A 22,840-nucleotide genomic window follows, 5' to 3' on the forward strand; every position below is an offset into this window, starting at 1 on the left:
GGCTTTTTTACAACGACAGGAGACGTCGATGACTTATCGCGCACCGCTCAAGGACATGCTGTTCGCCATGAACGAACTGGCTGGCCTCGCGCAACTGAGCCAGTTGCCTGGCTATGAGGACGCTACCCCCGATACCGCGCAAGCCATTCTCGAGGAAGCCGCGCGCTTCAACGAGGAAGTCGTGGCGCCGCTGAACCGTGCCGGTGACATCGACCCGAGCAGCTGGAAAGACGGTGTCGTGACGACCACGCCGGGCTTCAAGGATGCGTTCCGCCAGTTTGGCGAAGGTGGCTGGCAGGGCGTGCTGCACCCGGCTGACTTCGGCGGGCAGGGCCTGCCCAAGCTCGTGGCGACGCCGTGCAACGAGATGCTCAACGCCGCGAACCTGTCGTTCGCGCTGTGCCCGCTGCTGACCGATGGCGCCATCGAGGCGCTGCTGACCGCCGGCACGGACGCGCAGAAGCAGGCCTACCTGCCGAAGCTGATCTCGGGCGAGTGGACGGGCACGATGAACCTGACCGAGCCGCAGGCCGGTTCGGACCTGGCTGCGGTGCGCACGCGTGCCGAACCGCAGGGTGACGGCACGTTCAAGATCTTCGGCACGAAGATCTTCATCACCTATGGCGAACACGACATGGCGAAGAACATCGTCCATCTGGTGCTCGCGCGCACGCCCAATGCACCGGAAGGCGTGAAGGGTATCTCGCTGTTCACCGTGCCGAAATACCTGGTCAATGCCGATGGCTCGCTGGGCGAGCGCAACGACGTGCAGTGCGTGTCGATCGAGCACAAGCTCGGCATCAAGGCCAGCCCCACTGCGGTGCTGCAATTCGGCGACCACGGCGGGGCCATCGGCACGCTGGTGGGCGAGGAGAACCGCGGCCTCGAGTACATGTTCATCATGATGAATTCGGCCCGCTTCTCGGTGGGCATGCAGGGCATTGCCGTGTCCGAGCGTGCGTACCAGCAGGCTGTGGCGTACGCGAAGGATCGTGTGCAAAGCCGCCCAGTGGATGGCTCGGCGCGCGAGGCCGTGACGATCATCCATCATCCCGACGTCAAGCGCATGTTGATGACGATGCGCGGACTGATCGAAGGCGCCCGCGCCGTGGCCTATTTCGCAGCGGCTGCCAGCGACGTGGCGCACCAGCATCCGGACGAGGCCGTGCGAAAGCAGAACATGGCGCTCTACGAGTTCCTGGTGCCGATCGTGAAGGGCTGGAGCACCGAGCTGTCGATCGACGTGACGAGCCTGGGTGTGCAGGTTCACGGCGGCATGGGCTTCATCGAGGAAACGGGCGCCGCGCAGCACTATCGCGATGCACGCATCCTGCCGATCTATGAAGGCACGACGGCCATTCAGGCCAACGACCTGGTTGGCCGCAAGACCGTGCGCGATGGCGGCGCGGTGGCGCGCAATCTCTGCGCGCAGATCGCCGAGACCGAGGCGGCGCTTGCCCTGCACGGGGGCGTAGCCTTCAAGGCAGTGTCGGCGCAGCTCAAGCAGGGCCGTGAGGCACTGGAAGCCGTGGTGCAGTTTGTGGTGGACAACGCCAAGAGCAACCCCAATGCGGTGTTCGCCGGCAGCGTGCCGTACCTGAAGCTTTGCGGCATTGTGTTCTCGGGCTGGCAGTTCGGCCGTGCCATGCTGGCGGCCGATGCGAAGCGCTCGGAAGACCCGGCGTTCTACGAGGCGAAGATCGCCACGGCACATTTCTTCGGCGAACACATCCTGTCGCAGGCGAGCTCGTTGCGCGCGGGGATTGTGGCGGGTGCGGACGCGGTGAATGCGCTGGGGGCGGAGCAGTTTTGAGGCGCTAGTTTGCCCTCTTGGTTTTTTCCCCTCTCCTGGGAGAGGGGCAGGGGAGAGGGCAAGCCGTTCAAATTGCGACGTGATCGGCAAGCAGAACCTCCGGCCCTCTCCCCCAACCCCTCTCCCGCCTTGCGGGAGAGGGGAGCAAAAACAGAGCGGGAGAGGGGAGCAAGCAGCAGGAAACAAAAAAGGCGACCCTCGGGTCGCCTTTTTTACGCCGTCACCGGCCTCGGCGCATGGTGCGTGCGCGCCGACTTCCGATATCGATCCACCGACAGGTCATCGGCACGAATCGCCGGACGCGCGCCCGAGACCAGGTCGGAGAGCAATTGTCCCGAACCGCAAGCCATCGTCCAGCCGAGCGTGCCGTGTCCGGTGTTGAGCCACAGGCCGCGAATGCCGGCAGGGCCCACAACCGGGGTGCCGTCGGGCGTCATCGGGCGCAGGCCGGTCCAGAACGTGGCGCGGCTCACGTCGCCGGCGCCGGGGAACAGGTCGGTCACCACGTGTTCCAGCGTACGGCGCTTGTTGGGGTCGAGCGAGCGGTCGTACCCCACGATCTGCGCCATGCCGCCCACGCGGATGCGGTCGTCGAAACGCGTGATGGCAACCTTGTAGGTTTCGTCTAGCACGGTGGAAACGGGGCTCTTATCGGCATCGACGAGCGGCACCGTGATCGAGAAGCCCTTGAGCGGGTACACGGGCAGGTTCGACAGACCGGGTAGCACGTGCTTCACGAACGGGGTGGACCAGCTGCCCAGCGCCACGACCACGGCGTCCGCCATCATCGGCTTGCCGCCGACGAGCGCGCCGGTGACTGCATTACCTTCGGTGAGCAGTCCGTCGATCGACTGGTTGTAGCGGAACTCCACGCCAATGGATGCAGCCATGGCCGCCAGCCGCTCGGTAAACAACTGGCAATCGCCCGTTTCGTCGTTGGGTAGACGCAAGCCGCCAGCCAGCTTCTGACCCGCCGCGGCAAGCGCCGGTTCGCTCGCGCCGAGTTCTTCGCGCGAGAGCAATTGGTAGGGCACGCCTGCCTCTTCGAGCACGGCGATGTCCCGCGCTGCCGCTTCAAGCTGTGCTTGCGTGCGGAACACCTGCAGCGTGCCTTGCTGGCGGCCTTCGTAGGCAATGCCGGTATCGGCCCGCAGTGCGCGGATGCAGTCGCGGCTGTATTCGGCCAGCCGTACCATGCGCTCCTTGTTGATCGCATACCGGTCGGCGGTGCAGTTCTGCAGCATCTGCCACATCCATTGCAGTTGGAACAGCGTGCCATCGGGCTTGATGCTCAGCGGTGCGTGTTCCTGGAACATCCACTTGATGGCCTTCAGCGGCACACCCGGTGCGGCCCACGGCGATGCGTAGCCCGGCGAGATCTGGCCGGCATTGGCAAAGCTGGTACCCAGCGCGGGGCCGCCTTCGCGGTCCACCACGGTCACTTCATGACCGGCTCGGGCCAGGTACCACGCACTGGTGACGCCAATCACGCCACTGCCAAGAACAAGAACGCGCATTTTCGGGGGCTCCGTACTGCAAAAACAATCTGTCTAAGAATTCGCTTCTATACTATGGACTTTTAGCCAGTCATAGTTTCTGAACTTTTTACAGAAACAGGAAAAAATCATGAGAACGAGCCGTCAACCGATACGGGCACTGGACCGGCTGGATCGCAAGATCCTGGAGGTACTTCAGGCCGATGGCCGGATCTCGATGAAAGACCTGGCCGAGGCGGTGGGGCTGACCATCACGCCTTGCATCGAGCGCGTGAAGCGGCTCGAACGTGACGGGGTCATCATGGGTTACTACGCACGGCTGAATCCGGCGTTGCTCGGCAGCGCGCTGCTGGTATTCGTGGAGATTTCGCTGGGCAACAAGTCCGGCAACATGTTCGAGCAGTTCCGCCGCGAGGTGCTGCGCATTCCCGAGGTGCTGGAGTGCCACCTGGTCTCGGGCGATTTCGATTACCTGATCAAGGCGCGTATCCGCGAGATCGGTGAGTACCGCCGGCTGCTCGGCGATATCCTGCTGCAGCTGCCTGGCGCGGCGCAGTCCAAGAGCTACGTGGTGATGGAAGAGATCAAGGAGACGCTCGCCATCCTGGTGGAGCCCCGGGAGGGTGGCGGACCCGGCATGGCCTGAAAAATGGGTTTGGGTGGCAGGGGGAATACTGTATATTTATACAGTATTCGTTTGATGTCCCGCCAAGGGGAAATCCCATGCCCTCATACCGCGCGCAGGCCCAGAAGGGCAGGGGCGCCACGTCCAATGTGGAATCCCGTTTCGACGGCTGGCAGCGCGAGGTGGACCTCGACGGACTGGCTGGCGAGATCGAAGCCCATGGTGAGCGCACCGTGCCCCGCACCACGGTAACGATCGAGACCGTCCGGTCGATCATCACGCACAACCAGTCGCCGGACTTGCCTTTCGACCAGTCGATCAACGTCTATCGCGGCTGCGAGCATGGCTGCTCCTACTGCTTTGCCCGTCCGACGCACGCCTATATGGGCTTGTCGCCCGGGCTCGATTTCGAGACCCGGCTCTTCGCCAAGCCCAACGCTGCCGAACTGCTGCGCAAGGAACTGTCGAAGAAGTCCTACCAGCCGTCCGTCATTGCCATCGGCACCAATACCGATCCCTATCAGCCGATCGAGCGAGAGCTGGGCCTGGCGCGCTCCGTTCTGGAAGTGCTCGAAGCATTCAACCACCCGGTGGCGATCACGACGAAGTCCGCGCTGGTGACGCGCGACATCGACATCCTTGCCCGCATGGCCGAAAAGGGACTCGCGCGGGTCTACATCTCGGTCACGTCGTTGTCTGCCGACATCGCACGCAGGCTGGAGCCGCGCGCCAACACGCCTGCGCGACGGCTCGAAGGCATCCGGCGGCTGGCCGACGCGGGCATTCCCACCGGCGTCATGGTGGCCCCGATCATTCCGGCGCTGACCGATACCGAGATCGAACGCATCCTCGAAGCCGCCGCCGAGGCTGGCGCTGCGTCTGCCGGCTACGTGATGCTGCGGTTGCCGCTGGAAGTGCGCGATATTTTCGTCGAATGGCTCGAGCAGCATTACCCGGGCCGCAAGCGCCATGTGCTGAGCCTCATCGAGCAGATCCGCGATGGCCGGCAGAACGACTCCACGTTTGGGCAGCGGATGCGCGGCACGGGCATCTTTGCCGAACTCGTGGAAAAGAGATTCCAGCAAGCCTGCCGTCGATTCGGTCTCAACAAGGAGCGCCCCCCGCTGCGACTCGATCTGTTCAGCGTGCCGGTGCCGCCGTCCCCGCAAGGGAGTCTGTTCTGATCCCGGTGCCAATGCCGGGGGTGGACGTTATGCCGGAAGGCGATAGCCGAGATGAATGTACGTGCGTGGCTCGCGATGACCCGGCACGCCATACTGACATCCGCGTTTCACCAAGACACTCATAGCATTGGAAAAACCGGTTCTGACGTTGACGTACGACCAACTCGACCAGTGGATCGAGTCCCTCCAACCCATGCTGCTCGAAGAAAAATTCGGCGCCAGCATCGGCATATTGCGAGGCGGCGCTCCCCTCGCGTAGATGGTCTCGCACGCGATTGGCGCGCCGGTGGCATTTCTGGCCTACGACCGGCCGACCCGCCGCGTGTTGTGGAACTCGGCCGGGCCGCTGCCGCCGCCGGGAACGAAGGTGCTGCTCTGCGAGGATATTGCGGGCCGCGGGTTCACGCTGGTCGACTGCATCGCGTTCCTGGAGCGGCATGGCCTTGTGGTCAAGACGTTGACCGGGGCGTTCGACGAGATCAGCCGGATTCGCCCCGACTATGCCAACGACTCGACGGGGTTCTTCACGATGTTTCCGTGGGAGCGCCAAGCCTATACGGAACGTTATCGGGACGACTGGTCGCGCGTCGAGGCGGGTGCTGCGGCGGGCATGCGCGACGATCACGAATATGCGCGCTACGCCATCGACCTGGACGGCATCCTGCTACCCGACATCCCGCTTTCCCGATACGACGAGGACCTGGCCGCAGCGTTGCAGGAACGCGATGCACTGTTACCCTTCGAGGTCGTGCCGTCCGTCGATTTCGAGAACGTCAGGGCCATCATCACGGGGCGGCCCAGCGTCGACCGGGTGCGCACGCAGGCATGGCTCGATCGGCACGGCTATGGGCACCTGGATCTGATGATGCGGCCGGACGGCTACGACGGAACGCCTGCCGGTGCCGCTGCCCACAAGGCGAACGCCGCGCGGCAGGCCGGCGTGACGCATTACATCGAGAGCGATCCCTTGCAGGCGTTGTTTATTGCCCGCGCCGCGCCGCTATTGCGTGTGATCTGGTGGGATGCACTGCGTCAGGCGGGCATGCTGATCAACGCCGCGACGTGGCGGGAAGCCGTGCCCGGCTGAGAGGGACGCAACACGAAGGGTTTCAACGCCTTACTCCCGCAGCGTACCCGCGACCTGCAGCACGGATCGGAACAGCGTTTCCACCAGCGGCAGGGTCTGGCGGCCGGTGCGTTTGACGACGACGATGCGTCGGCGCAGCAGCGGGCTCCGGATCTTCACCTTGCTCAGTCCGTACTCGTTAAGCAGCTTGTCCGGCAGCCGGGACGGCAGGATGCTGTCGCCAACGCCCAGGGATACGAGCTTGAGAATGGCATCGACGGTTTCGGCCTCGGCGACATACGGATGCTGAAGGCCCGCGATTTCGACCATGCGACGCAACGCATAGCCCTTGGGAAATCCCACCAGCCGAAGTATCTGCTCGCGCAGGTTGATCCCCGCTTCGGCCAGTGCGGCATCGGGCGTGCGCGAGGTGACCAGGCACATGTCGTCCTCGAAGAGCGGGTGTACCGCCAGCCCGGCGGTATCCACAGCGGTGTCGTAGGCGATACCGAGATCGGCCCGGCCGGCTTCCACGAGCGCGACGACGTCCGCCGAACTGCGCCCCATCAGCGAAAGATTGATGTCGGGGTAGTTCGCAAAGAAGCTCGCCACCGCATCAGCCAGAAAGTAATAGTTGACGGTGTGGACGAAGGCGATCCGCAACGTGCCCTGTGTGGTGCCGTGGGTCTCGCGTATGGACTCTACCGCCATGTCGATGGCGCGGTACGGCGCCTCTATGGCCGCCTGCAGCTTGCATCCGGCCTCGGTCAGCGCAACGCCGCGCCCCGTTCGTACGAACAATGGCTTGCCGACATGCGCTTCGAGCATGGCGAGTTGCTTGCTGATACCCGACTGGGTTTGTCCCACGCTGTCGGCAGCCTTGGACAATGATTCGAGTTCGGCGATCCGAAGAAAGCTTCGGAGAAGACGGTCTGGTGTTTCCATAACCTAACGGGGTGGCGACGAGCCGGATGGCCGGTTCATGCATGCAGCCTGCTCGTGCCCTGTATCCGGGTTGTGTGGAAAACGCCGGGAATTGTATCGGCGAGTAACCTCGCCGCCGGATCGGTGCCAGCGTCGCCGTACCCTACCGTTCGCGCAATGCCTCCGCCGCGCGGTTGAATGGCTTGACCAGATATTCGAGCACGGTGCGGCGCCCAGTGCGGATCTCGGCCGTCGCCACCATGCCGGGCAGAATCGGATGCCGTTTGCCGTCCTTCGTCTCCAGCCACGCATGGTCGGTCAGCACATAGACCCGGTAGTAGTAGATGCGGCGGTCCACCTGGTCTTCGATCGTGTCCGGCGAGATGCGGTCCACCTTGGCGGGCAGCGTGCCGTAGACCGACGATTCATACGCCGAGATTTTCACCGTGGCTTCCTGCCCCGGATGGATGAACGCGATATCGCGCGGACTGATGCGCGCCTCCACAAGTAACTGATCGCCCAGCGGCACGATCTCCATCAGCACGCCACCGGGTGCCACCACGCCGCCGATGGTCGAGATGCGGATGTCCTTGACGATGCCGCGCGCAGGCGATGCCAGTGCGGTGCGCCGCAGCAGGTCGGCACGGCCTTCGCGAATCTTCAGCAGGGGACCGAGATCGGCCATGGTGGTGGCGTAGTCCGATTTCAGTGCCACGTAGTATTCGCTCTGCGTGGCCGATAGCTTGGTGGTCAGTTCGGCCACCTTCTGCCGCAAACGCAGGATTTCTACTTCGTTGGTTGCACCGGTACGCAGTAACGGCAGGGCGATATTGAGTTCGTTCTGCGCCAACCGAAGCTGTTCGCGCAGGTTGCCGGCGTTCTCGCGGAAAGCGCGACGATTGGTCAGGAAGGCTTGCCGCTCGCGCTCGGTCACGGCGGGCGCTTTCGCGAGTTCGGCGGGAAACTGCACCGTATCCGCATCGTTCATCTCGGCCTGCAGTCGTGCCGCACGGGCCTGTAGCGCTGTGATCTTTTCGAGCGTTTCTTCCATCGATGATCGCGCAAGTACCGGATCGAGCGTGGCGAGTTGCTGGCCGGCCTTCACTACGTCGCCTTCGCGCACGGTCAACTCTGCCAGCAGGCCGCCTTCGAGACTCTGGATCATCTGTCCCTTCGAGGCAGGCGTGACGCGACCCTCGCCCACGGCGACCTCGTCGAGTCCGGCCAGCGCGGCCCAGGCGATGAAGATCGCCAGCGCAACGATGATCGTCCACAACAGGTAGCGGGGCGCGTCGCCGCGCTGGCCGATTCGCATCCACGTTGCAAAGGCGTCCATGGTCGTTACTCCGCCGCGCGCACGGCCGGGCCGGTTGCGGGAGACTGGCCACGCAGCGCGGCCAGCACGTCATCCTTGGGGCCGTCACGCACGATGCGGCCATTGTCGATCACGATCAGACGGTCTGCCAACGCGAGCACGGGATAGCGGTGCGTGGCCACCACCAGCGTGCGTCCGCCAAGCCATCCGCGCAACTGGCGGATGATGGCCAGTTCGGTGGCTTCATCGAGCGAGGCGGTGGGTTCGTCGAGCAGCAGCACGTTCGGCGCGCGCAACAGCGTGCGCGCCAGGATCAGCGCCTGCTTCTGGCCGCCTGAAAGTCCAACGCCGTTCTCTCGGATGCGCAGGTCCAGGCCGTGCGGTTGGTTCAGCAGCAGACGATCGGCGCAGGCCAGTCGCAGCGCAGCCAGCAGGGCGTCGTCGGTGGCCAGCGGGTCGGCAACCAGGAGGTTGTCGCGCAGCGTGCCGTAGAACAGGCTGGCTTCCTGCAACACGATGCCGACGTCGCGGCGCACATCGGCCACGTCGATCATCGGCATGGGTGTGTCGTTGAACATCACGCGGCCCTGCTGCGGCGTCGACAGCCCGGCCAGCAGGCGCAACAGCGTGGATTTTCCGGCGCCTACGCGCCCCAGTATCGCAATGCGTTCACCGGGTTCGATGCGCAGATCCGCGACCGTCAGCACAGGTTTTTCCTGCGGATCGTAACCATAGACCACGTTCTCCAACCGGTACTGGCCCAGCAATGCCGTGCGGTGATAAGCATCGCGGCCGGGTTCGTGATCGACGGGCAACGTCAGCAACGTATCGAGCGCCTGTTTGCCGACGCGCGCATTCTGGATGCGGCCCAGCACGGCGGGAATCTGCGAGAGCGGGGCGATGGTCCGGCTGGTCAGGATCGAGCAGGCCAGCACCGCGCCGAAGGACAGGTCGCCGTCGAGGATGCCGTACACGCCAGCCACCAGCACGCCAACATAGGCCATCTGCTGCACCATCTGCGCCATGTTCATCAACAGCCCGGCCAGGAAACGCTGTTTCAGGCCCACCTCGCCGTTCACTTCGTTGGTGTGCTGCCAGAGCTTGCGGAAGCGCGGCTCCGCCTGCAGGGACTTGATGTCCTCGATGCGGTAGATCGATTCCATCAGGATGGCATTGCGCAACGCAGACTCCGACATCCCCTGCTTCGAGAGCCGCGCCAGCGGCACCTGCGCCACCACGCCGGGTAGCACCAGCAGTGGAATAGCGAGCAGCGGCACCAGCACCAGCCAGCCGCCGAGCAGCCAGATGATGAACAGGAAGGCCAGTACGAATGGCAGGTCGATCAGCACCCCGAGCGTGCTGGACGTCAGCAGTTCGCGCAACTGTTCGAGGTCTCGCAACTGGGCCACCAGTGTGCCTGGCGATTGCGGTCGCGCATCGTTGCGGATATCGAGCACGCGTGCGAAGAACATCGCCGAGAGTTTCAGATCGACCTGCTTGCCGAAGTGATCGGCAATGGCCACGCGGGCGGTGCGGATCATCAGTTCGAGCACCAGTGCCAGCAACACTCCGGCGGCCAGCACCCACAGCGTGTGGATCGAGCGCGCGGGCACCACACGGTCCCACACCTGCATCGCGAACAGCGATGTGGCGATGGCCAGCAGGTTGCCGAACAACGAGCCCAATCCCAACTCCAGCATCGTGCGCCAGTTCGTGGTGAAGGCCGCGCGCAGCCATTCTCGTGGACGGGCGGCCATGTAGGCATCGAGACGGTCGCTACGCGGGGTCTCTCGCTCGCGCACCAGCAGCACGTGCAGGCGGCCGTCGCGCAGCAGCGTGTCCAGCTTGGGCGTGCGCTCCAGCACGCCGCTATCGGTGGGCACGTGCAGCGCGGCGCGGCCTTCGGCTACGGCGACGATCATGCCGACGTAGCACGCATCCACGCACACGAGCGCGGGCAGCATCACGTCTGTCAGCGCATCGGGTGGCAAGGACACGAACTGCGCGTTGAGACCGGCTGCCGCAGCCATCTCCACCACCGCGCGGCCGGTGTCGGAGGCATCGGCCCAGGCCGCAGCGCCGCGCACGAGTTCGGGCGAATTGGGCAGGCCCAGGTGCCGCGCGGCCAGCAGGATGGCCTCGGCCCAGCGTCCGAGGTCGGTCACCTCCGGATGCGGGTCCGGCGCGCGCTTGTCACTACTGCGATTGGCTTCCAAGTTCCTGCTCCCGTAGCAACTCCACGAACCGGCCTACCGCCACATGTGCCTTGATGCGCGCCAGCATGCTGTCTGCGATGGCGGTGATGCGTTCCTGCTCCGCGATGAAAATCTCCCGTTCGGGATTGATCACATCGGTCAGCGTGCGCTTGTTGAGCATGTATTCCTGCCAGTACAGATCGCGCGAGGCATGCAGCAAGCCGATCACTTCCTCGAAGCTGCGCTGTCGCGCCGACGCACCGGTGGCTTCGGTCGAGGCCGCGTTCAACGCGGTGCGGGCCTGCAGCCGTTCGTTGTCGAGGGAGTCCAGGGCCGCGCGCTGCTCGGCCTTGGCGGCGGCGATGCGATGCCGGTTGAGACCGCCCAGCGAGAAGTCGCCGGCAATCTGCACGCCGATCCAGGTGTCGTCGTTGGCATTGGTGGGGCCGGTGGACGCTGCGCGGCTGACGCCGACGCTGATCGCCGGAAAGCGCTCGGCCTCCGCCTGCGTGACGTGGGCCTGCGCAGCCTCCACGGCGGCGCCGGCCGCCAGCACGGACGGCGTTTGCTCCACGTCGCCGCGCTCGTCGCCCATGCTGCGCACGTCTTCGTCCGCGTTGTTCAATTCCGCCACGCGCGGTGGGCGGGCGCCAATCAACTGGGCCAGCCGCGTGGCAGCCACGTCGAAGCGGCTGCGTGCCTTGAGTTCGTCCGCACGCGCGCGCTGGATCGCCACATCGGCCATGTTGCGGTCGGATGTCACCGATAACCCGGCGCGTACACGGTCCCCGATCTTGCCGCGTATGCCGGTCAGGGCCTCGATCTGCCGCTGGGCTGCAGCCACGATCTCCTGGCTGGCGGAGAGATCGACGAACGTTGCGGCGGTGTTGGCGGCCACGTTCTCGATGCTTTCGGCCAGCAGGTGCCGGCTGCGCGTCAGCGACGCATCGGCTGCCGCCACCTTGCTCGACGTACGGCCGAAGTCGTAGACCAACTGGCTGACGCCGATTGAAGCACGCGCGCCCACGTTGTTGCCGCCGGTGCCGAAGGTGCCTCCATAGCCGGGCCGCACGCCATACTCGAGTTTTGGATACCAGGCGGCCTTGGCAACGGCCACCTCGGAGGTGCCTTGCGCCACCACGGCATTGGCGCGGCTGATGTCCGGATGGCGCGAGATCGCGATGCCGATCGCTTCTCGCATGTTCAGTCCCTGCAGCGCGACGTGCCGGGTGGTGTCGGGTGCGGTGGATGGTATGGAGGAGGGTGCCGGGAGCGGTCCCGTCACCTGCGCGAGCGCCGTGACCGGCGTTGCCGCCGTGGCGGACACCTGCCAGCCGCCAGCGATGGACACGCCCAGCAGGCCAAGCATGATCGTGAGTCGAACCCGTCGGACCGGACCGGCCACGGGTGGTGCATCCGGGTCATGAGCATGTGTCGGCAATCGGCGGCGTCCCCGATGAAGTTGGTGTCGATGGCTGGGCGTTTCTCACACAAGGATCTGATGATTGGCGAGCAGGGTCTCCAGGTTCGTGGTGACGTTGTTCAGCGTGACCAGCGTTTGCGAGCCGAACGCACCGCCCGCGCCGTCGCGGTCTATCGACACGACGGTGTTGCCATTGACGTTGGTGACCGACAGGTAGTTGCGGATCAGGTCGCCCTGGTCGATGGTCGCCACGCCATTGACGTAGTGCGCGGGGCCATCCGCGTCGGACTGGTAGCCGATCAGCAGCGCGGAGACATCCAGGCGGTCCAGGCCGGTCTGGTTCGGGCTGGTCCCGACGTTGAAATCCGTGATCGTGTCCGTGCCATTGCCGCCGGTGCCGTTGGTGTTGTCGAAGACCTCCCAGAGGAACACGTCGCCGCCTGTGCCGCCGGTCAGCGTGTCGTTGCCGGCGCCCCCGATCAACAGGTCGTTGCCTGCGCCGCCGTTGAGCGCGTCGTTGCCTGTGCCGCCGCGCAGCAGATCGTTGCCGCCCAGCCCGTTGAGCGTGTCATCCCCGCCGTAGCCGTAGAGCCGGTCGTCGCCTGCAGATCCATTCAGGGTGTTGCCGGTGGCGGTTCCTTCGACGATGGCCGAGGGCTGCGTGCCGCCGAGCAGGTTGGTCAGCACGCCGGCACTGAGCAGTTGCGCCGCACTGCTGGTGGCACTGAGGCCAGTGGAATCGGTGGCGGTGATCTGTAGTGAATTCAGCAGGCCGACATTGATGCCGAGCAGGCCGTTCGACAGCGTGACGGAGCCGAGGAATTCGTTCAGATGCAGGTTGTCGATCGTACCGCCATTCAGCGACGTGATCGTCATCACCGATGAGGCACCGATTCCGAGCAGGCCAGGATCATTGACCACCTGGAAGCGCAGGCCCAGTTCGGCGGCCAGCGCCGCATTCGCGTTCAGTTGCTGCAGCGCCAGCAGGTCCAGCACGCCGCCGAACGAGATGCGCACCTGCTGGATGTTGTTGTTGTAGTCGCTCGCCGCGAAGAACTGCTGCTGCCCGAGTTCGATCAGGCCGAGCAGGTTGGCATCGGCGATGCCCAACAGTCCACCCGCATCGCGCACGGTCACCTGCGGGGCCACGTTCGTGACGATGGAGAACGCCTGCGTGGATGCGGTGCCGAGATTGCCGGCGGCATCTACCACGCGCGTGCTGACCGAGTGGGCGCCATCCGTGAGTTGGCCCGGCGCATACCACTGCCAGCTTGTGCCGCTGACTACGGCATTGGTCCAGGTCGTGCCGCCATCGAGGCTGACCTGCAAGGTTTCACCCGCGCCCAGCGCGCCACTCAGCGTGCCGCCAACGATGGGCGAATGATCGCCGGTGACCCAGTCGCCCACGGTGCCGGTATCGTCGGTCAGCGTCGAGATTGTGGCGGTGACGGTCGGCGCGATGGTGTCGACGGTCACGGTGAACGTGGGACTTGGCGCACTGACGTTGCCCGCTGCATCGGTGGCGGTGACGGCCAGCGCATAGGTGGCATCGGCCAGGATCGCCGTGGTGAAGCTCCAGTTGCCGCTGCCATCGGCGCGCACGGTGCCCAGCAGCGCGGAGCCGTTGTAGACCGAGACCAGGCTGTTGGCCTCGGCCGTGCCGGCCAGTGTCGGTGTGGTGTCGTTGGTGTTGCCGCCGTTGACCAGCGTGCCGGTCACGGGCGAGACGTTGTCCGTGACGGTGGTGATTACTGGTGCGGCAGGCGCCAGGGCATCTACCGTGGCAGTGGCAGCCAGGCTGGTGTTTCCGGCTGCGTCGGTGGACGTGACGCTGATTGTGATGCCGTTGGTCAGTGCGGGCGAAGGCGCGAAAGTCCAGTTGCCGCCCGTGTCGGCCGTCACGCGAGCGTCGGCCGTGCCATCGCCATTGAGGTCGAGGTTCACCGTGCTGCCTGCTTCGGCGGTGCCGCTCAGCGCTACACCGCTGCTGCGTGTGATGACCGGCATGAGGGGCGCATTCGTATCGACGGTCAGGTTGAACGCTGTCGTGGCGGTGCTCGTATTGCCGACGGCATCGGTGGCGGTCAGCGTCAGCGCATGGGGGCCGTTGGTCAGCGCCGGAGACGTGAACTGCCAGTTGCCGTTGATATCGGCAGTGGCCGTGCCGAGCAGGGTGAGGCCGTCGAAGACGGTGATAGTGGCGCCGGCCTCGGCCGTGCCGGCCAGCGTCGGCGTGGTGTCGTTGGTGGCTGCGCCGCTGATGAGCGTGCCGGCTACGGGGGCCACATCGTCGGTAACCGATAGCAGCACCGGCGTGGCGGGCGCGGCGGCATCCACGGTGACATTCGCGGCGGCGCTGGTATTGCCGGCGGCGTCAGTGGCGGTGGCACTCACGACAATGCCGTTGGCCAATGGCGTTGCAGGCGTGTACGTCCAGACGCCTGCGCCGTTCGCGTTGACGGTGACATCGATCACGCCATCGCCGGTGTAGTCGATGCCGACAGTGCTGTTGGCCTCTGCGCTGCCCGTCAGTGTGGTGCCGTTGGTGGCGGCAATCGTCGGCAAGACCGGCGCCACGGTATCGACCGTAAAGCTGAACGCCGTGGACGGCGCACTGGTGTTGCCCAGCGCATCGGTGGCGGTGGCCGTGACGGTGTATCCACCATCGATCAGCGTGGCGGCAGTGAAGCTCCAGTTCCCGAGACCATCGGCGGCCACCGTGCCCAACAGCGTGGTGCCGCTGAACAGGCTGACGGTGCTGCCAGGCTCGGCCGTGCCCGAGAGCGTGGGCGTGGTGTCGTTGGTGCTGCCGCCGCTCAGCACGGTGCCGGCCAGCGGCAGGGTGTTGTCGGTGAGGGTGGCGATAACCGGTGCAATCGGCGCCACGCCGTCTATCGTCACGGTGGCATTGCCGCTGGTGTTACCTGCCGAATCGGTGGCCGACACGTTGACGGTTGTGCCATCGGGCAGTCGCGTGGGCGGCGTGTAGGTCCACACGCCGCCGGCAGTGGCGGTGACGGCGGTATCGGGCGTGCCGTTGCCGTCGAGATCGAGGTTCACGGTGCTGCCAGCTTCCGCCGTGCCGGTCAGTACGGTGCCGTTGCTGGCATTGACGGTGGGCACGGCAGGTGGCGTGACGTCGTTGAGGTCGATGTCGACCGTGGTGCTGTCGGCTGCGCCCGTGTTGCCGGCGCTGTCGGTGGCGGTCACCGAGACCACCACGCCATCGCCCAGCGGTGAGGCCGGCATGTAGGACCAGTTGCCGCTTGCGTCGGTGCCCACGGTGGCGTCGATGCTGCCGTTGTTGCCGATGTCGATGTTGACGAGGCTGCCTGGCTCGGCCGTGCCCGTGAGCGACGTGCCGTCGCTGGGCAGGATGTCCGGCGCGGCGGGGGGGGCGGTGTCGATGGTGAACGTGAACGATGCGCTTGCGTCGCTGCTGTTGCCTGCCGCATCGGTGGCGATGGCCGTCAGCGTATAGGTGTCGTCGGGCAGCGTGGCGGGAGAGATCTGCCAGTTGCCGTTCTCGTCGGCGACGGTGCTGCCGATTAACGTGCCGTCGTTGTACAAGGCGATGTTCGAGAAGGGCTCGGCCACGCCGGCGATCAACGGTGTGGCGTCGTTGGTCTCGCCGCCCGGCACCACCGGCACACCCGGCCCCGCGCTGTCCTTGGTGACGCTGAGGATCGACGGCGCATCGGGCACCACGGTATCCACCGTGAGCGTGAACGGTGCGCTGGCCGTGCTGGTATTCCCGGCCGCGTCAGTGGCGGTGACGGTGAACGTGTAGCTGCCATCGTCGAGCCCGTCGGGCGTGAAGGTCCACGCCCCGGTGCCACTGGCGGCGGTGACGGTACCCAGCAACGTGGTGCCGTCGTAGACGTTGATCACGCTGTTGGGCTCGGCGGTGCCGGCCAGGGTGGGCGTATCGTCGTTGGTGCTCGCGCCGCTCGACAGCGTGCTGGTGGCGGGCGGGTTGTCGTCGGTGACCGTGACGATCACGGGCGGCAGCGGCGCGGCGGCATCGATGGTGGCCGTGGCCGGACCGCTGGTGTTGCCTGCGGCATCGCTCGCAGTCACCGACACCGCCAGCCCGTTGGCCAGGCCACCCGCAGGTGCGTAGGTCCAGTTGCCGTCAGCATCGGCGGTGACGGTGGCATCGGCCTCGCTATCGCCATCCAGATCGATGTTGAGCGTGCTGCCTGCTTCGGCGGTGCCACCCAGCGCAGTGCCGCTGCGGATGTCGATGATCGGCGTGGCGGGGGGCGCGGTGTCCACGGTAAGGGTGAAGGGGGCGCTGTCCGGACTGGTGTTGCCCACGGCATCGGTGGCGGTGGCCGTGACGACGTAGGTGTCGTCGACCAGCGCCGGATCTGGCGTGAACGACCAGTTGCCGTCGGCATCGGCATCCACGGTGCCCAGCAGTGCCCCCCCGCTGTAGAGGTTGATGGTGCTGTTGGGTTCGGCGGTGCCGGTCAGCGTAGGCGTGGTGTCGTTGGTGCTGCCGCCGTCGAGTACTGGCGTGGTGAGCGGCGTCGCGTTATCGGTGGCGGACACGATGACAGGTGCGGCGGGCGCTGCGGCATCGATCGTGACCGCTGCGACGGCGCTGGTGTTGCCTGCGGCATCGGTAGCCGTCACGCCGAGTACGGCGCCGTCCGGCAGCACGGGTAAGGGGGTGTAGGTCCACGTGCCGTTGTTGTCGGCGGTAACGGTTGCGTCCGCGGCACCATCGCCGTCGAGATCGATGCCGATCACGCTGTTGGCCTCTGCCGTGCCCGTCAGCGTGGTCCCGTTGCTGCCGGTGACATTGGGCGCGTCGGGTGGCGCGGTATCGACGGTCAGCGTGAACGCGGGACTGGCGGCCCCGGTGTTGCCGGCTGCATCGGTGGCCGTGGCGGTCAGCGTATAGACGCCGTCGGTCAGCGGCACCGTGGGCGTGAAGGTCCAGTTGCCGTCTTCGTCTGCCGTGGCTGTGCCAAGCACGGCACTGCCATTGGAGATCTCGACGATGCTGCCCGGTTCGGCCGTGCCGCTCAGCAGCGGCGTGGTGTCGTTGGTGCTGTCGCCGCTGGCTAGGGCGCCTGTCGCAGGGGTCGTGTCGTCGGTGGCCGCATCGATGGATGGCGCATCGGGCGCGGCGCCGTCGATGGTGATCGTGGCCGGTTCGCTGGCGTTGCCCGCGGCATCGGTGGCGGTCACGCTGACCACGGCCCCATCGCCGAGCGTGGGCAGGGGCGTGTAGGTCCATTCGCCATCGTCGTTGGCGGTGACCGTGGCATCGGCGGTGCCATCGCCGTCGAGGTCGATGTCGATCGTGCTGTTGGCTTCCGCCGTGCCGCTCAATGTGGTGCCGTTGCTGGTGACGATGGTGGGCGCAGCGGGCGGCGTGGCGTCGACGGTCAGCGTGAAGGCCGCGCCGGGAATGCTGGTGTTGCCGGCCGGATCGGTCGCGACGGCCGTGACCGTGTAGCTGCCGTCGACCAGTGCCGGCGATGGCGAAATGGTCCAGTTGCCGTTCTCGTCCGCCACCCCCGTGCCCAGCAGCGTGGTGCCGCTGTAAAGATTGACCGTGCTGCCCGGCTGGGTGTTGCCGCTGAATGCGGGTGTGGTGTCGTTGGTGATGCCGCCGTTCAGCAATGGTCCCGTGCCGGGATCGGCGTTGTCGGTGACCGTGCCGATGGCAGGGCCTGCGGGTGGCGAGGTGTCGATGACGAGTTCGAACGCCGTGCTCGGGCCGCTGGCATTGCCAACGGCGTCGGTCGCGATGGCTTCGATTGCATACGCGCCGGGCGGCAGGGCGCTGGGCGGCGTGAATGTCCAGTTGCCGTCACCATCGACGGTCGTAGCGCCGAGCACGTTGCCGCTGACGGTGTCAGTAAGGGTGATGGTGCTGCCAGGCTCCGCGGTGCCCGCGAACGTGGGCGTGGTGTCATTGGTGCTCCCACCCGTTGTCAGCGGACCTGTGATGGGCGATGCGTTGTCAGTGACGGTGCCGATGGCAGGCGTGGGCGGTGCGCTGGCATCGACGATGGCCGTAGCCGGCTGGCTCGTGTTGCCGGCGCTGTCTGTGGCGGTCACGCTGACGGTGACGCCATCGTCAATGGGTGGGACCGGCGTGTAGGTCCAGTTGCCTTCGTCGTCGGCCTCGACGGTGGTATCGACCGTGCCGTCGTTGTTCAGGTCCAGGTTGACGGTGCTGCCGGCTTCCGCAGTGCCGGACAGTGTTGTGCCCGCGGTTGGCGCGATGGTTGGCGTGGTGGGCGGCGTGGTGTCGACGATGCTGGTATCGATCGTGGTCGATGCGGATGGGCTCGCGTTGCCCGCCGCATCGGTGGCGGTGACGGTCACCACCGCGCCGTTGCCCGGCGGCGTGTCCGGTGCATAGGACCAGTGCCCGCTGGTATCGGCCTCGACGCTGGCGTCGGCGGTGCCGTCGCCGTCGAGATCGATCAGGACGGTGCTGCCCGCATCGGCCGTGCCGGACAGGACCGCGCCATTGCTGGGCGATACCGTGGGTGTGCCGGGCGGCAAGGTATCGACGGTCAACGAGAACGGTGCCGTGGCGGCGCTGGTGTTACCTGCTGCATCGGTCACCGTGACGGTCAGCACGTGCGAGCCTTCGGACAGCGACGCAGTGGGCGTGAACTGCCAGTTGCCATCGCCATCCGCGACCACAGTACCGAGCACGGCAGTGCCGTCGTAGATCGTGACGAGGCTGTTGGCCTCGGCCCTGCCGGACAGGGTGGGCGTGGCATCGTTCGTGGTGTCCCCGCTGGCCAGCGTACCTGTCACGGGCGCCCGGTCATCGGTCACGCTGTCGAGATCGGGCGCATCGGGCACCGTGCTGTCGACGGTGGCCGCTACGGGCGCGCTGGCATTGCCCGCCACATCCGTGGCGATCACGGTGATCGTCGTGCCATCGGGCAAGGCGGGCGAGGGCACGTAGCGCCAGTTGCCCGCGCCATCGGCGGTGACGGTGGCATCGGCCGTGCCGTCGCCATCGAGATCGATCGAGATCAGGCTGCCCGCTTCGGCCGTGCCGGCGAGTCCTTGCGCATTGCTTTGCGTAACCGTGGGCGCGGCTGGCGGTGCGGTGTCGATGACGAGCGTGAACGGCGAGCTCGCCACGCCGGTATTGCCGGCGGCATCGGTGGCCGTGGCCGTGAACGTGTAGCTGCCGTCGGGCAGGGCGGTGCCAGGCGTGAACGACCAGTTGCCGTTGGCATCGGCCATCACGCTGCCGATCAACGTGGCGCCGTTGAAAATCTGTACGGTGCTGCCAGCCTCGGCCGTACCGGTGAGCGTCGGCGTACTGTCGTTCGCGCTGGCCCCGCTGGTGACGGGACCCGTCCCCGGCGTGGCATCGTCGCTGACGTCGGTCACTACCGGGGCGGCAGGCGCTTGCGTATCGACAGTGAAATCGATCACGGTGGGTGCGCTTGTGGTGCCATCGGGTGCCGTCTGCGTGATCACGATCTGGTGGGCGCCATCCGGCAACTGCTGCGGCAGTGTGTAGCTCCAGTTGCCGTTGGCATCGGCGCGCACGGTTGCCAGCGGACGGCCGTCGAGCAGGATCGATATCGTGCTGTTGGCGGGCGCGCCGCTACCTTGCAGCGTTGGCGCGGCATTGTCGGTGGCTTGCGAGCCGTTGCTGCCGATCACGTTGCCGATGGGCGCGACGGATGGCGCGGCGGGCGTGGTGCCCGTGCCGCCGCCGCTACCACCACCGCCCACGTTGCCGCCGCTATCGCTATCGCCCCCGCCGCCGCCAGCCACGGCGGCGATGATGCCCGCACCAGCGGCCACACCCAGCAGCGCCAGCAAGGCGGTGGTGGACGTACTCTGCGAGATCGGCGTGTAGGCCACCGCCGCGTCGGCGATCTGATCGCCGCCGGGCACCATCGCCTGGTCGAACGAAGCCAGCCAGCTGCCATCGTCCTGGACAAACACAAGGTTGTGGGTCTGTGTGCCGTTGGCGAAGAACCCCTCGATGCGCAGCGTGTGGCCGTCCTTGAACGACACCAGCAGGTCGTTGCCCTCGCGGGCGTAGTTCTGCACGCTTTCGCGCGACGCGGAAACCAGGAAGTTGGTGGGGCCTTGCGGGGCAGCCACGGAGGTGGCGCCGGCGGCGACAGAAACGTTGGCGTGGTTCTGCAATGCGGCGGGCGTGCTCATACGCGCTCCTGGCGAGAATGGTCCATATGCCCGGCGGGGCCGGGCATATCAAGGAACAATCCCCCATCTGCAGCGCGCGCCTAAGGCCGTGCCAATGCAGTTGTCTCTGTTGTTGTTATGTCTGAATGGTCAGGAATCTATCCACGAACTGTGCGAATTGCATGAAGCACAAAAAGCGAACGATTTGCCATATCGGCGAGTATGGCGAAGTAAACGCACATTTCATTTCCCCACTTACGTTTGGTTGCATCTTTGCAACCAGTGGGAATTGAAGCAGTGCGCTACTCCTGCGAGAGCGCCTTGGCGGCTTCCACCTGGGATTCGAAGAACGTCTGGAAGCTGATCGCCAGTCCGGCCATCAACAGGCCAGTGCCGATCATCAGCGAAAGGATCACGAGAATGATCACCGGCCAGCCAGAGCGCGTGGGTTGGCCGTGCGGGTTGTAGCGGGCATCCCACTTTTCGTCGGGACGCAGTCCGAACACGATGGCCGTGAGGAAGGCGGCAACGATAGACGCTCCACCGGCTACCGCAAACGTCCAGTTCAATGCCGCATTGCCGGTGCCCAATGCCATCGACGTGACGCCAATCGCACCAGCCAGCATGGCCAGCAGGTGGGTCCAGGCGAATTTGTCGCCCAGGCCATGCAGATAGAAGCGGTGCAAGCCGACACTTCCCAGCAGGAAGGCCAGCGCAACGGTGACGAGCTTGGATTTTCGGAGCGGACGTCCGGCGGGGGATTGAGGCGCGACGACAGGGGCTTGGCTTGCGGCAGGCATCGTGAGCGGGGCGATGGGGCAGGGATGCCGCATTGTACGCCCCGTCACCCAGGCGCTGGCCGAAGGGGGAGTCAGCGTCCGCCGTCGCGTCCGCGTGCCTGCCAGCCGGGGCCGACGTTGGTGGGGCGAACGTCGGTGCCGCGCATCGCACCGTTGTCGCCGGTGTTACGATCCGGTCCACCCGCCTGGCGCGCCCGCTCGTCGCGGTTGCCGGGTTCGGGGGGGCGTCCGCTCAGGCGGTCGTCGTTGCGGGCGCGTTGCTCCATGCGGTCGATTTGCTGCTGCACGTGCTGCCGATTTTCGGCGCGTACCGCGGCAACATCCCAGCTATCGGCGCCAAGGCGAACCGCGCGCACCGGATTGTCGACGGCGCGCTGCCAGAAGGCGACTTGTGCGTGGCTGGTGGCGATCGCGCCAACCAGGCCGATGACGGCCAAGGTACCAGCCACCAGTGAGCGCAGGTGGGGGCGGGCAAGCATGCGGATTCCCAATGTCCAGGTGATGAGTCAGGCGTTGGGTCCATGGTACGCAGCGCGCCTGTGATGGCCTATGCGAAACCCGTTACTGGTGTAACGGATTGTTTCGTCATTTTTGCCAGCTTTGACGCCTGTTTGGCGGCGGTTGAGGTTGCTCCATCTGAGCGGCCAGAAAGTGCATCATCGGACTGTTGCTGCAGAGCCGCTTCGCGGTTTTCGCCACGGCCCGGCGGCTCCGATGTTGCGTCGAGGGCGCTTCGGCGCCGGCGCGGGGTACGGGATCGCCCTAAGTGTTTGTTTGGGCTGCGGAACTGGGCTATACTCCTGCGTTTCGTGTTCGCACACCCCGTTTTTTCGAGGAATTTACAATGGTCGTAATCCGTCTGGCTCGCGGCGGCAGCAAGAAGCGCCCCTTCTTCAATATCGTTGCTACCGATTCGCGCAACCGTCGCGATGGCCGTTTCATCGAGCGCGTTGGCTTCTACAACCCGCTGGCGACTGAAAAGCAAGAAGGTCTGCGCCTGGTGCACGACCGTCTGGCCTACTGGCAAGGCGTTGGCGCACAACTGTCGCCGACGGTTGCCCGCCTGGTGAAGCAAGCCGCCAAGGCTGCTCCGGCTGCTGCCTGATAGTCATATCGCCTGTGCGCCGGTTTCCGGTGCGTGGCGATGTCTGACCGACGCTCCGCCAACGTGACTGGCAACGCCACCGGCCGCAAGCCGCTGAACCTGTCGAACGCCGCCACGCAAGGCGGTGTCGCTGCGCGTTCAGCAAAGCTGCCCGCCGGGCTGCTCTGTACCGACGCGCTTCCCGACGACCTCATCGAGGTTGGCTACGTGGGCGCGGCGTATGGTATCCGGGGCTGGATCAAGGTCCAGCCGCATGCGGACGACGCCTCCGCATTGCTCCACGCCCGCCGCTGGTGGCTGCTTCCTGCGCCACCCGCTGGCAGGCTGGCGGCACCGGCGTCGCCGTCGGAGGCAGTGAGCGTCAAGATTGCCCAGTCGCGTGAACATAGCGGTACCGTGGTGGCGCAAGCTACCGGTGTCTCGGAACGCAATGTGGCCGAAATGCTCAAGGGCAGGCGCGTCTGGATCCGGCGGGAGGACTTCCCCGCGCCGGAAGAGAATGAATTCTACTGGGTCGACCTGATCGGTTGTGCGGTGGTCAACGAGCAGGGCGAAGCGCTCGGCGAGGTGACTGGCCTGATCGACAATGGCGCCCATCAGATCCTCGAGGTGGCTTACCAGCTGCCGGACGGTAAGGCCGCCGAGCGGCTGATTCCGTTTGTCGACGCATATCTGCGCTCGGTGGATATTTCCGCCCGGCGCATCGTGGTCGACTGGGGGCTCGATTTCTGAAGTAC

Annotated in this window: 13 protein-coding genes and 1 pseudogene; 6 read left to right on the forward strand and 8 right to left on the reverse strand. The window is 65.8% G+C overall.

What is annotated here, in order from left to right; all coding sequences use genetic code 11:
- The first annotated feature begins 28 nt into the window (after window positions 1-28).
- Complete coding sequence (locus ABDB81_RS05595; RefSeq protein WP_137926426.1) at window positions 29-1,813, forward strand: acyl-CoA dehydrogenase; 1,785 nt, start codon at window positions 29-31, stop codon at window positions 1,811-1,813.
- Window positions 1,814-2,025: 212 nt separating this feature from the next.
- On the opposite strand, the gene ABDB81_RS05600 is transcribed toward ABDB81_RS05595, so the two are convergent.
- A complete protein-coding gene (locus ABDB81_RS05600; RefSeq protein ID WP_346810241.1) occupies window positions 2,026-3,330 on the reverse strand; it encodes a D-amino acid dehydrogenase in 1,305 nt (434 codons plus the stop codon).
- Between the two features lie 109 nt (window positions 3,331-3,439).
- Between ABDB81_RS05600 and ABDB81_RS05605 the strand changes: the two genes are divergently transcribed.
- The 3 genes and pseudogenes from ABDB81_RS05605 (at window position 3,440) to ABDB81_RS05615 (ending at window position 6,205) form a co-directional block, all read left to right on the forward strand.
- On the forward strand, window positions 3,440-3,955 hold the full coding sequence (locus ABDB81_RS05605; protein WP_137926424.1) for a winged helix-turn-helix transcriptional regulator: 516 nt from the start codon (window positions 3,440-3,442) through the stop codon (window positions 3,953-3,955).
- A 77-nt stretch (window positions 3,956-4,032) separates the two neighbouring features.
- Window positions 4,033-5,118, forward strand: a complete 1,086-nt coding sequence (locus ABDB81_RS05610) for a PA0069 family radical SAM protein (protein WP_346810244.1) — start codon at window positions 4,033-4,035, stop codon at window positions 5,116-5,118.
- A 127-nt stretch (window positions 5,119-5,245) separates the two neighbouring features.
- Window positions 5,246-6,205: pseudogene (locus ABDB81_RS05615) on the forward strand (phosphoribosyltransferase).
- Between the two features lie 30 nt (window positions 6,206-6,235).
- Here the strand turns inward: ABDB81_RS05615 and ABDB81_RS05620 are convergent.
- From ABDB81_RS05620 to ABDB81_RS05650, 7 genes are all read right to left on the reverse strand, one after another.
- On the reverse strand, window positions 6,236-7,129 hold the full coding sequence (locus ABDB81_RS05620) for a LysR family transcriptional regulator (protein ID WP_346810247.1): 894 nt from the start codon (window positions 7,127-7,129) through the stop codon (window positions 6,236-6,238).
- 142 nt (window positions 7,130-7,271) lie between these two features.
- Entirely contained in the window at window positions 7,272-8,444 is a 1,173-nt protein-coding gene (locus ABDB81_RS05625) for an HlyD family efflux transporter periplasmic adaptor subunit (protein ID WP_160471682.1), read from the reverse strand.
- Between the two features lie 5 nt (window positions 8,445-8,449).
- Window positions 8,450-10,639, reverse strand: a complete 2,190-nt coding sequence (locus tag ABDB81_RS05630; protein ID WP_346810251.1) for a type I secretion system permease/ATPase — start codon at window positions 10,637-10,639, stop codon at window positions 8,450-8,452.
- Window positions 10,620-11,987, reverse strand: coding sequence for a TolC family protein (locus tag ABDB81_RS05635; protein WP_346810254.1), 1,368 nt, complete (start codon window positions 11,985-11,987; stop codon window positions 10,620-10,622). The genes ABDB81_RS05630 and ABDB81_RS05635 overlap by 20 nt, the downstream gene beginning before the upstream one ends.
- 117 nt (window positions 11,988-12,104) lie before the next feature.
- Window positions 12,105-20,219 (reverse strand): Ig-like domain-containing protein, encoded by an 8,115-nt coding sequence (locus ABDB81_RS05640; protein WP_346810256.1) that lies wholly within the window; start codon window positions 20,217-20,219, stop codon window positions 12,105-12,107.
- Window positions 20,220-20,500: 281 nt separating this feature from the next.
- A complete protein-coding gene (locus ABDB81_RS05645) occupies window positions 20,501-20,998 on the reverse strand; it encodes an NINE protein (RefSeq protein WP_137926417.1) in 498 nt (165 codons plus the stop codon).
- Window positions 20,999-21,069: 71 nt separating this feature from the next.
- Window positions 21,070-21,477 carry a hypothetical protein gene (locus ABDB81_RS05650; protein ID WP_137926416.1) on the reverse strand — a complete coding sequence of 136 codons (408 nt, stop codon included), beginning with the start codon at window positions 21,475-21,477 and terminating at the stop codon, window positions 21,070-21,072.
- A gap of 365 nt (window positions 21,478-21,842) precedes the next feature.
- Between ABDB81_RS05650 and rpsP the strand changes: the two genes are divergently transcribed.
- Complete coding sequence (gene rpsP / locus ABDB81_RS05655; RefSeq protein WP_137926415.1) at window positions 21,843-22,103, forward strand: 30S ribosomal protein S16; 261 nt, start codon at window positions 21,843-21,845, stop codon at window positions 22,101-22,103.
- 63 nt (window positions 22,104-22,166) lie between these two features.
- Window positions 22,167-22,835: a ribosome maturation factor RimM gene (gene rimM, locus ABDB81_RS05660; RefSeq protein ID WP_346810292.1), complete on the forward strand. Its 669-nt coding sequence runs from the start codon at window positions 22,167-22,169 to the stop codon at window positions 22,833-22,835.
- Window positions 22,836-22,840 lie beyond the last annotated feature (5 nt).

Origin of the sequence: Cupriavidus sp. DL-D2, assembly GCF_039710735.1 — a bacterium.
Lineage (GTDB): Bacteria > Pseudomonadota > Gammaproteobacteria > Burkholderiales > Burkholderiaceae > Cupriavidus.

Bases quoted from the DNA above. Each gene is read 5' to 3' on its own strand.
- ABDB81_RS05595 (WP_137926426.1), top strand. From the start codon at position 29: ATGACTTATCGCGCACCGCTCAAGGACATGCTGTTCGCCATGAACGAA.
- ABDB81_RS05600 (WP_346810241.1), bottom strand. From the start codon at position 3,330: ATGCGCGTTCTTGTTCTTGGCAGTGGCGTGATTGGCGTCACCAGTGCG.
- ABDB81_RS05605 (WP_137926424.1), top strand. From the start codon at position 3,440: ATGAGAACGAGCCGTCAACCGATACGGGCACTGGACCGGCTGGATCGC.
- ABDB81_RS05610 (WP_346810244.1), top strand. From the start codon at position 4,033: ATGCCCTCATACCGCGCGCAGGCCCAGAAGGGCAGGGGCGCCACGTCC.
- ABDB81_RS05620 (WP_346810247.1), bottom strand. From the start codon at position 7,129: ATGGAAACACCAGACCGTCTTCTCCGAAGCTTTCTTCGGATCGCCGAA.
- ABDB81_RS05625 (WP_160471682.1), bottom strand. From the start codon at position 8,444: ATGGACGCCTTTGCAACGTGGATGCGAATCGGCCAGCGCGGCGACGCG.
- ABDB81_RS05635 (WP_346810254.1), bottom strand. From the start codon at position 11,987: ATGCTTGGCCTGCTGGGCGTGTCCATCGCTGGCGGCTGGCAGGTGTCC.
- ABDB81_RS05640 (WP_346810256.1), bottom strand. From the start codon at position 20,219: ATGAGCACGCCCGCCGCATTGCAGAACCACGCCAACGTTTCTGTCGCC.
- ABDB81_RS05645 (WP_137926417.1), bottom strand. From the start codon at position 20,998: ATGCCTGCCGCAAGCCAAGCCCCTGTCGTCGCGCCTCAATCCCCCGCC.
- ABDB81_RS05650 (WP_137926416.1), bottom strand. From the start codon at position 21,477: ATGCTTGCCCGCCCCCACCTGCGCTCACTGGTGGCTGGTACCTTGGCC.
- rpsP (WP_137926415.1), top strand. From the start codon at position 21,843: ATGGTCGTAATCCGTCTGGCTCGCGGCGGCAGCAAGAAGCGCCCCTTC.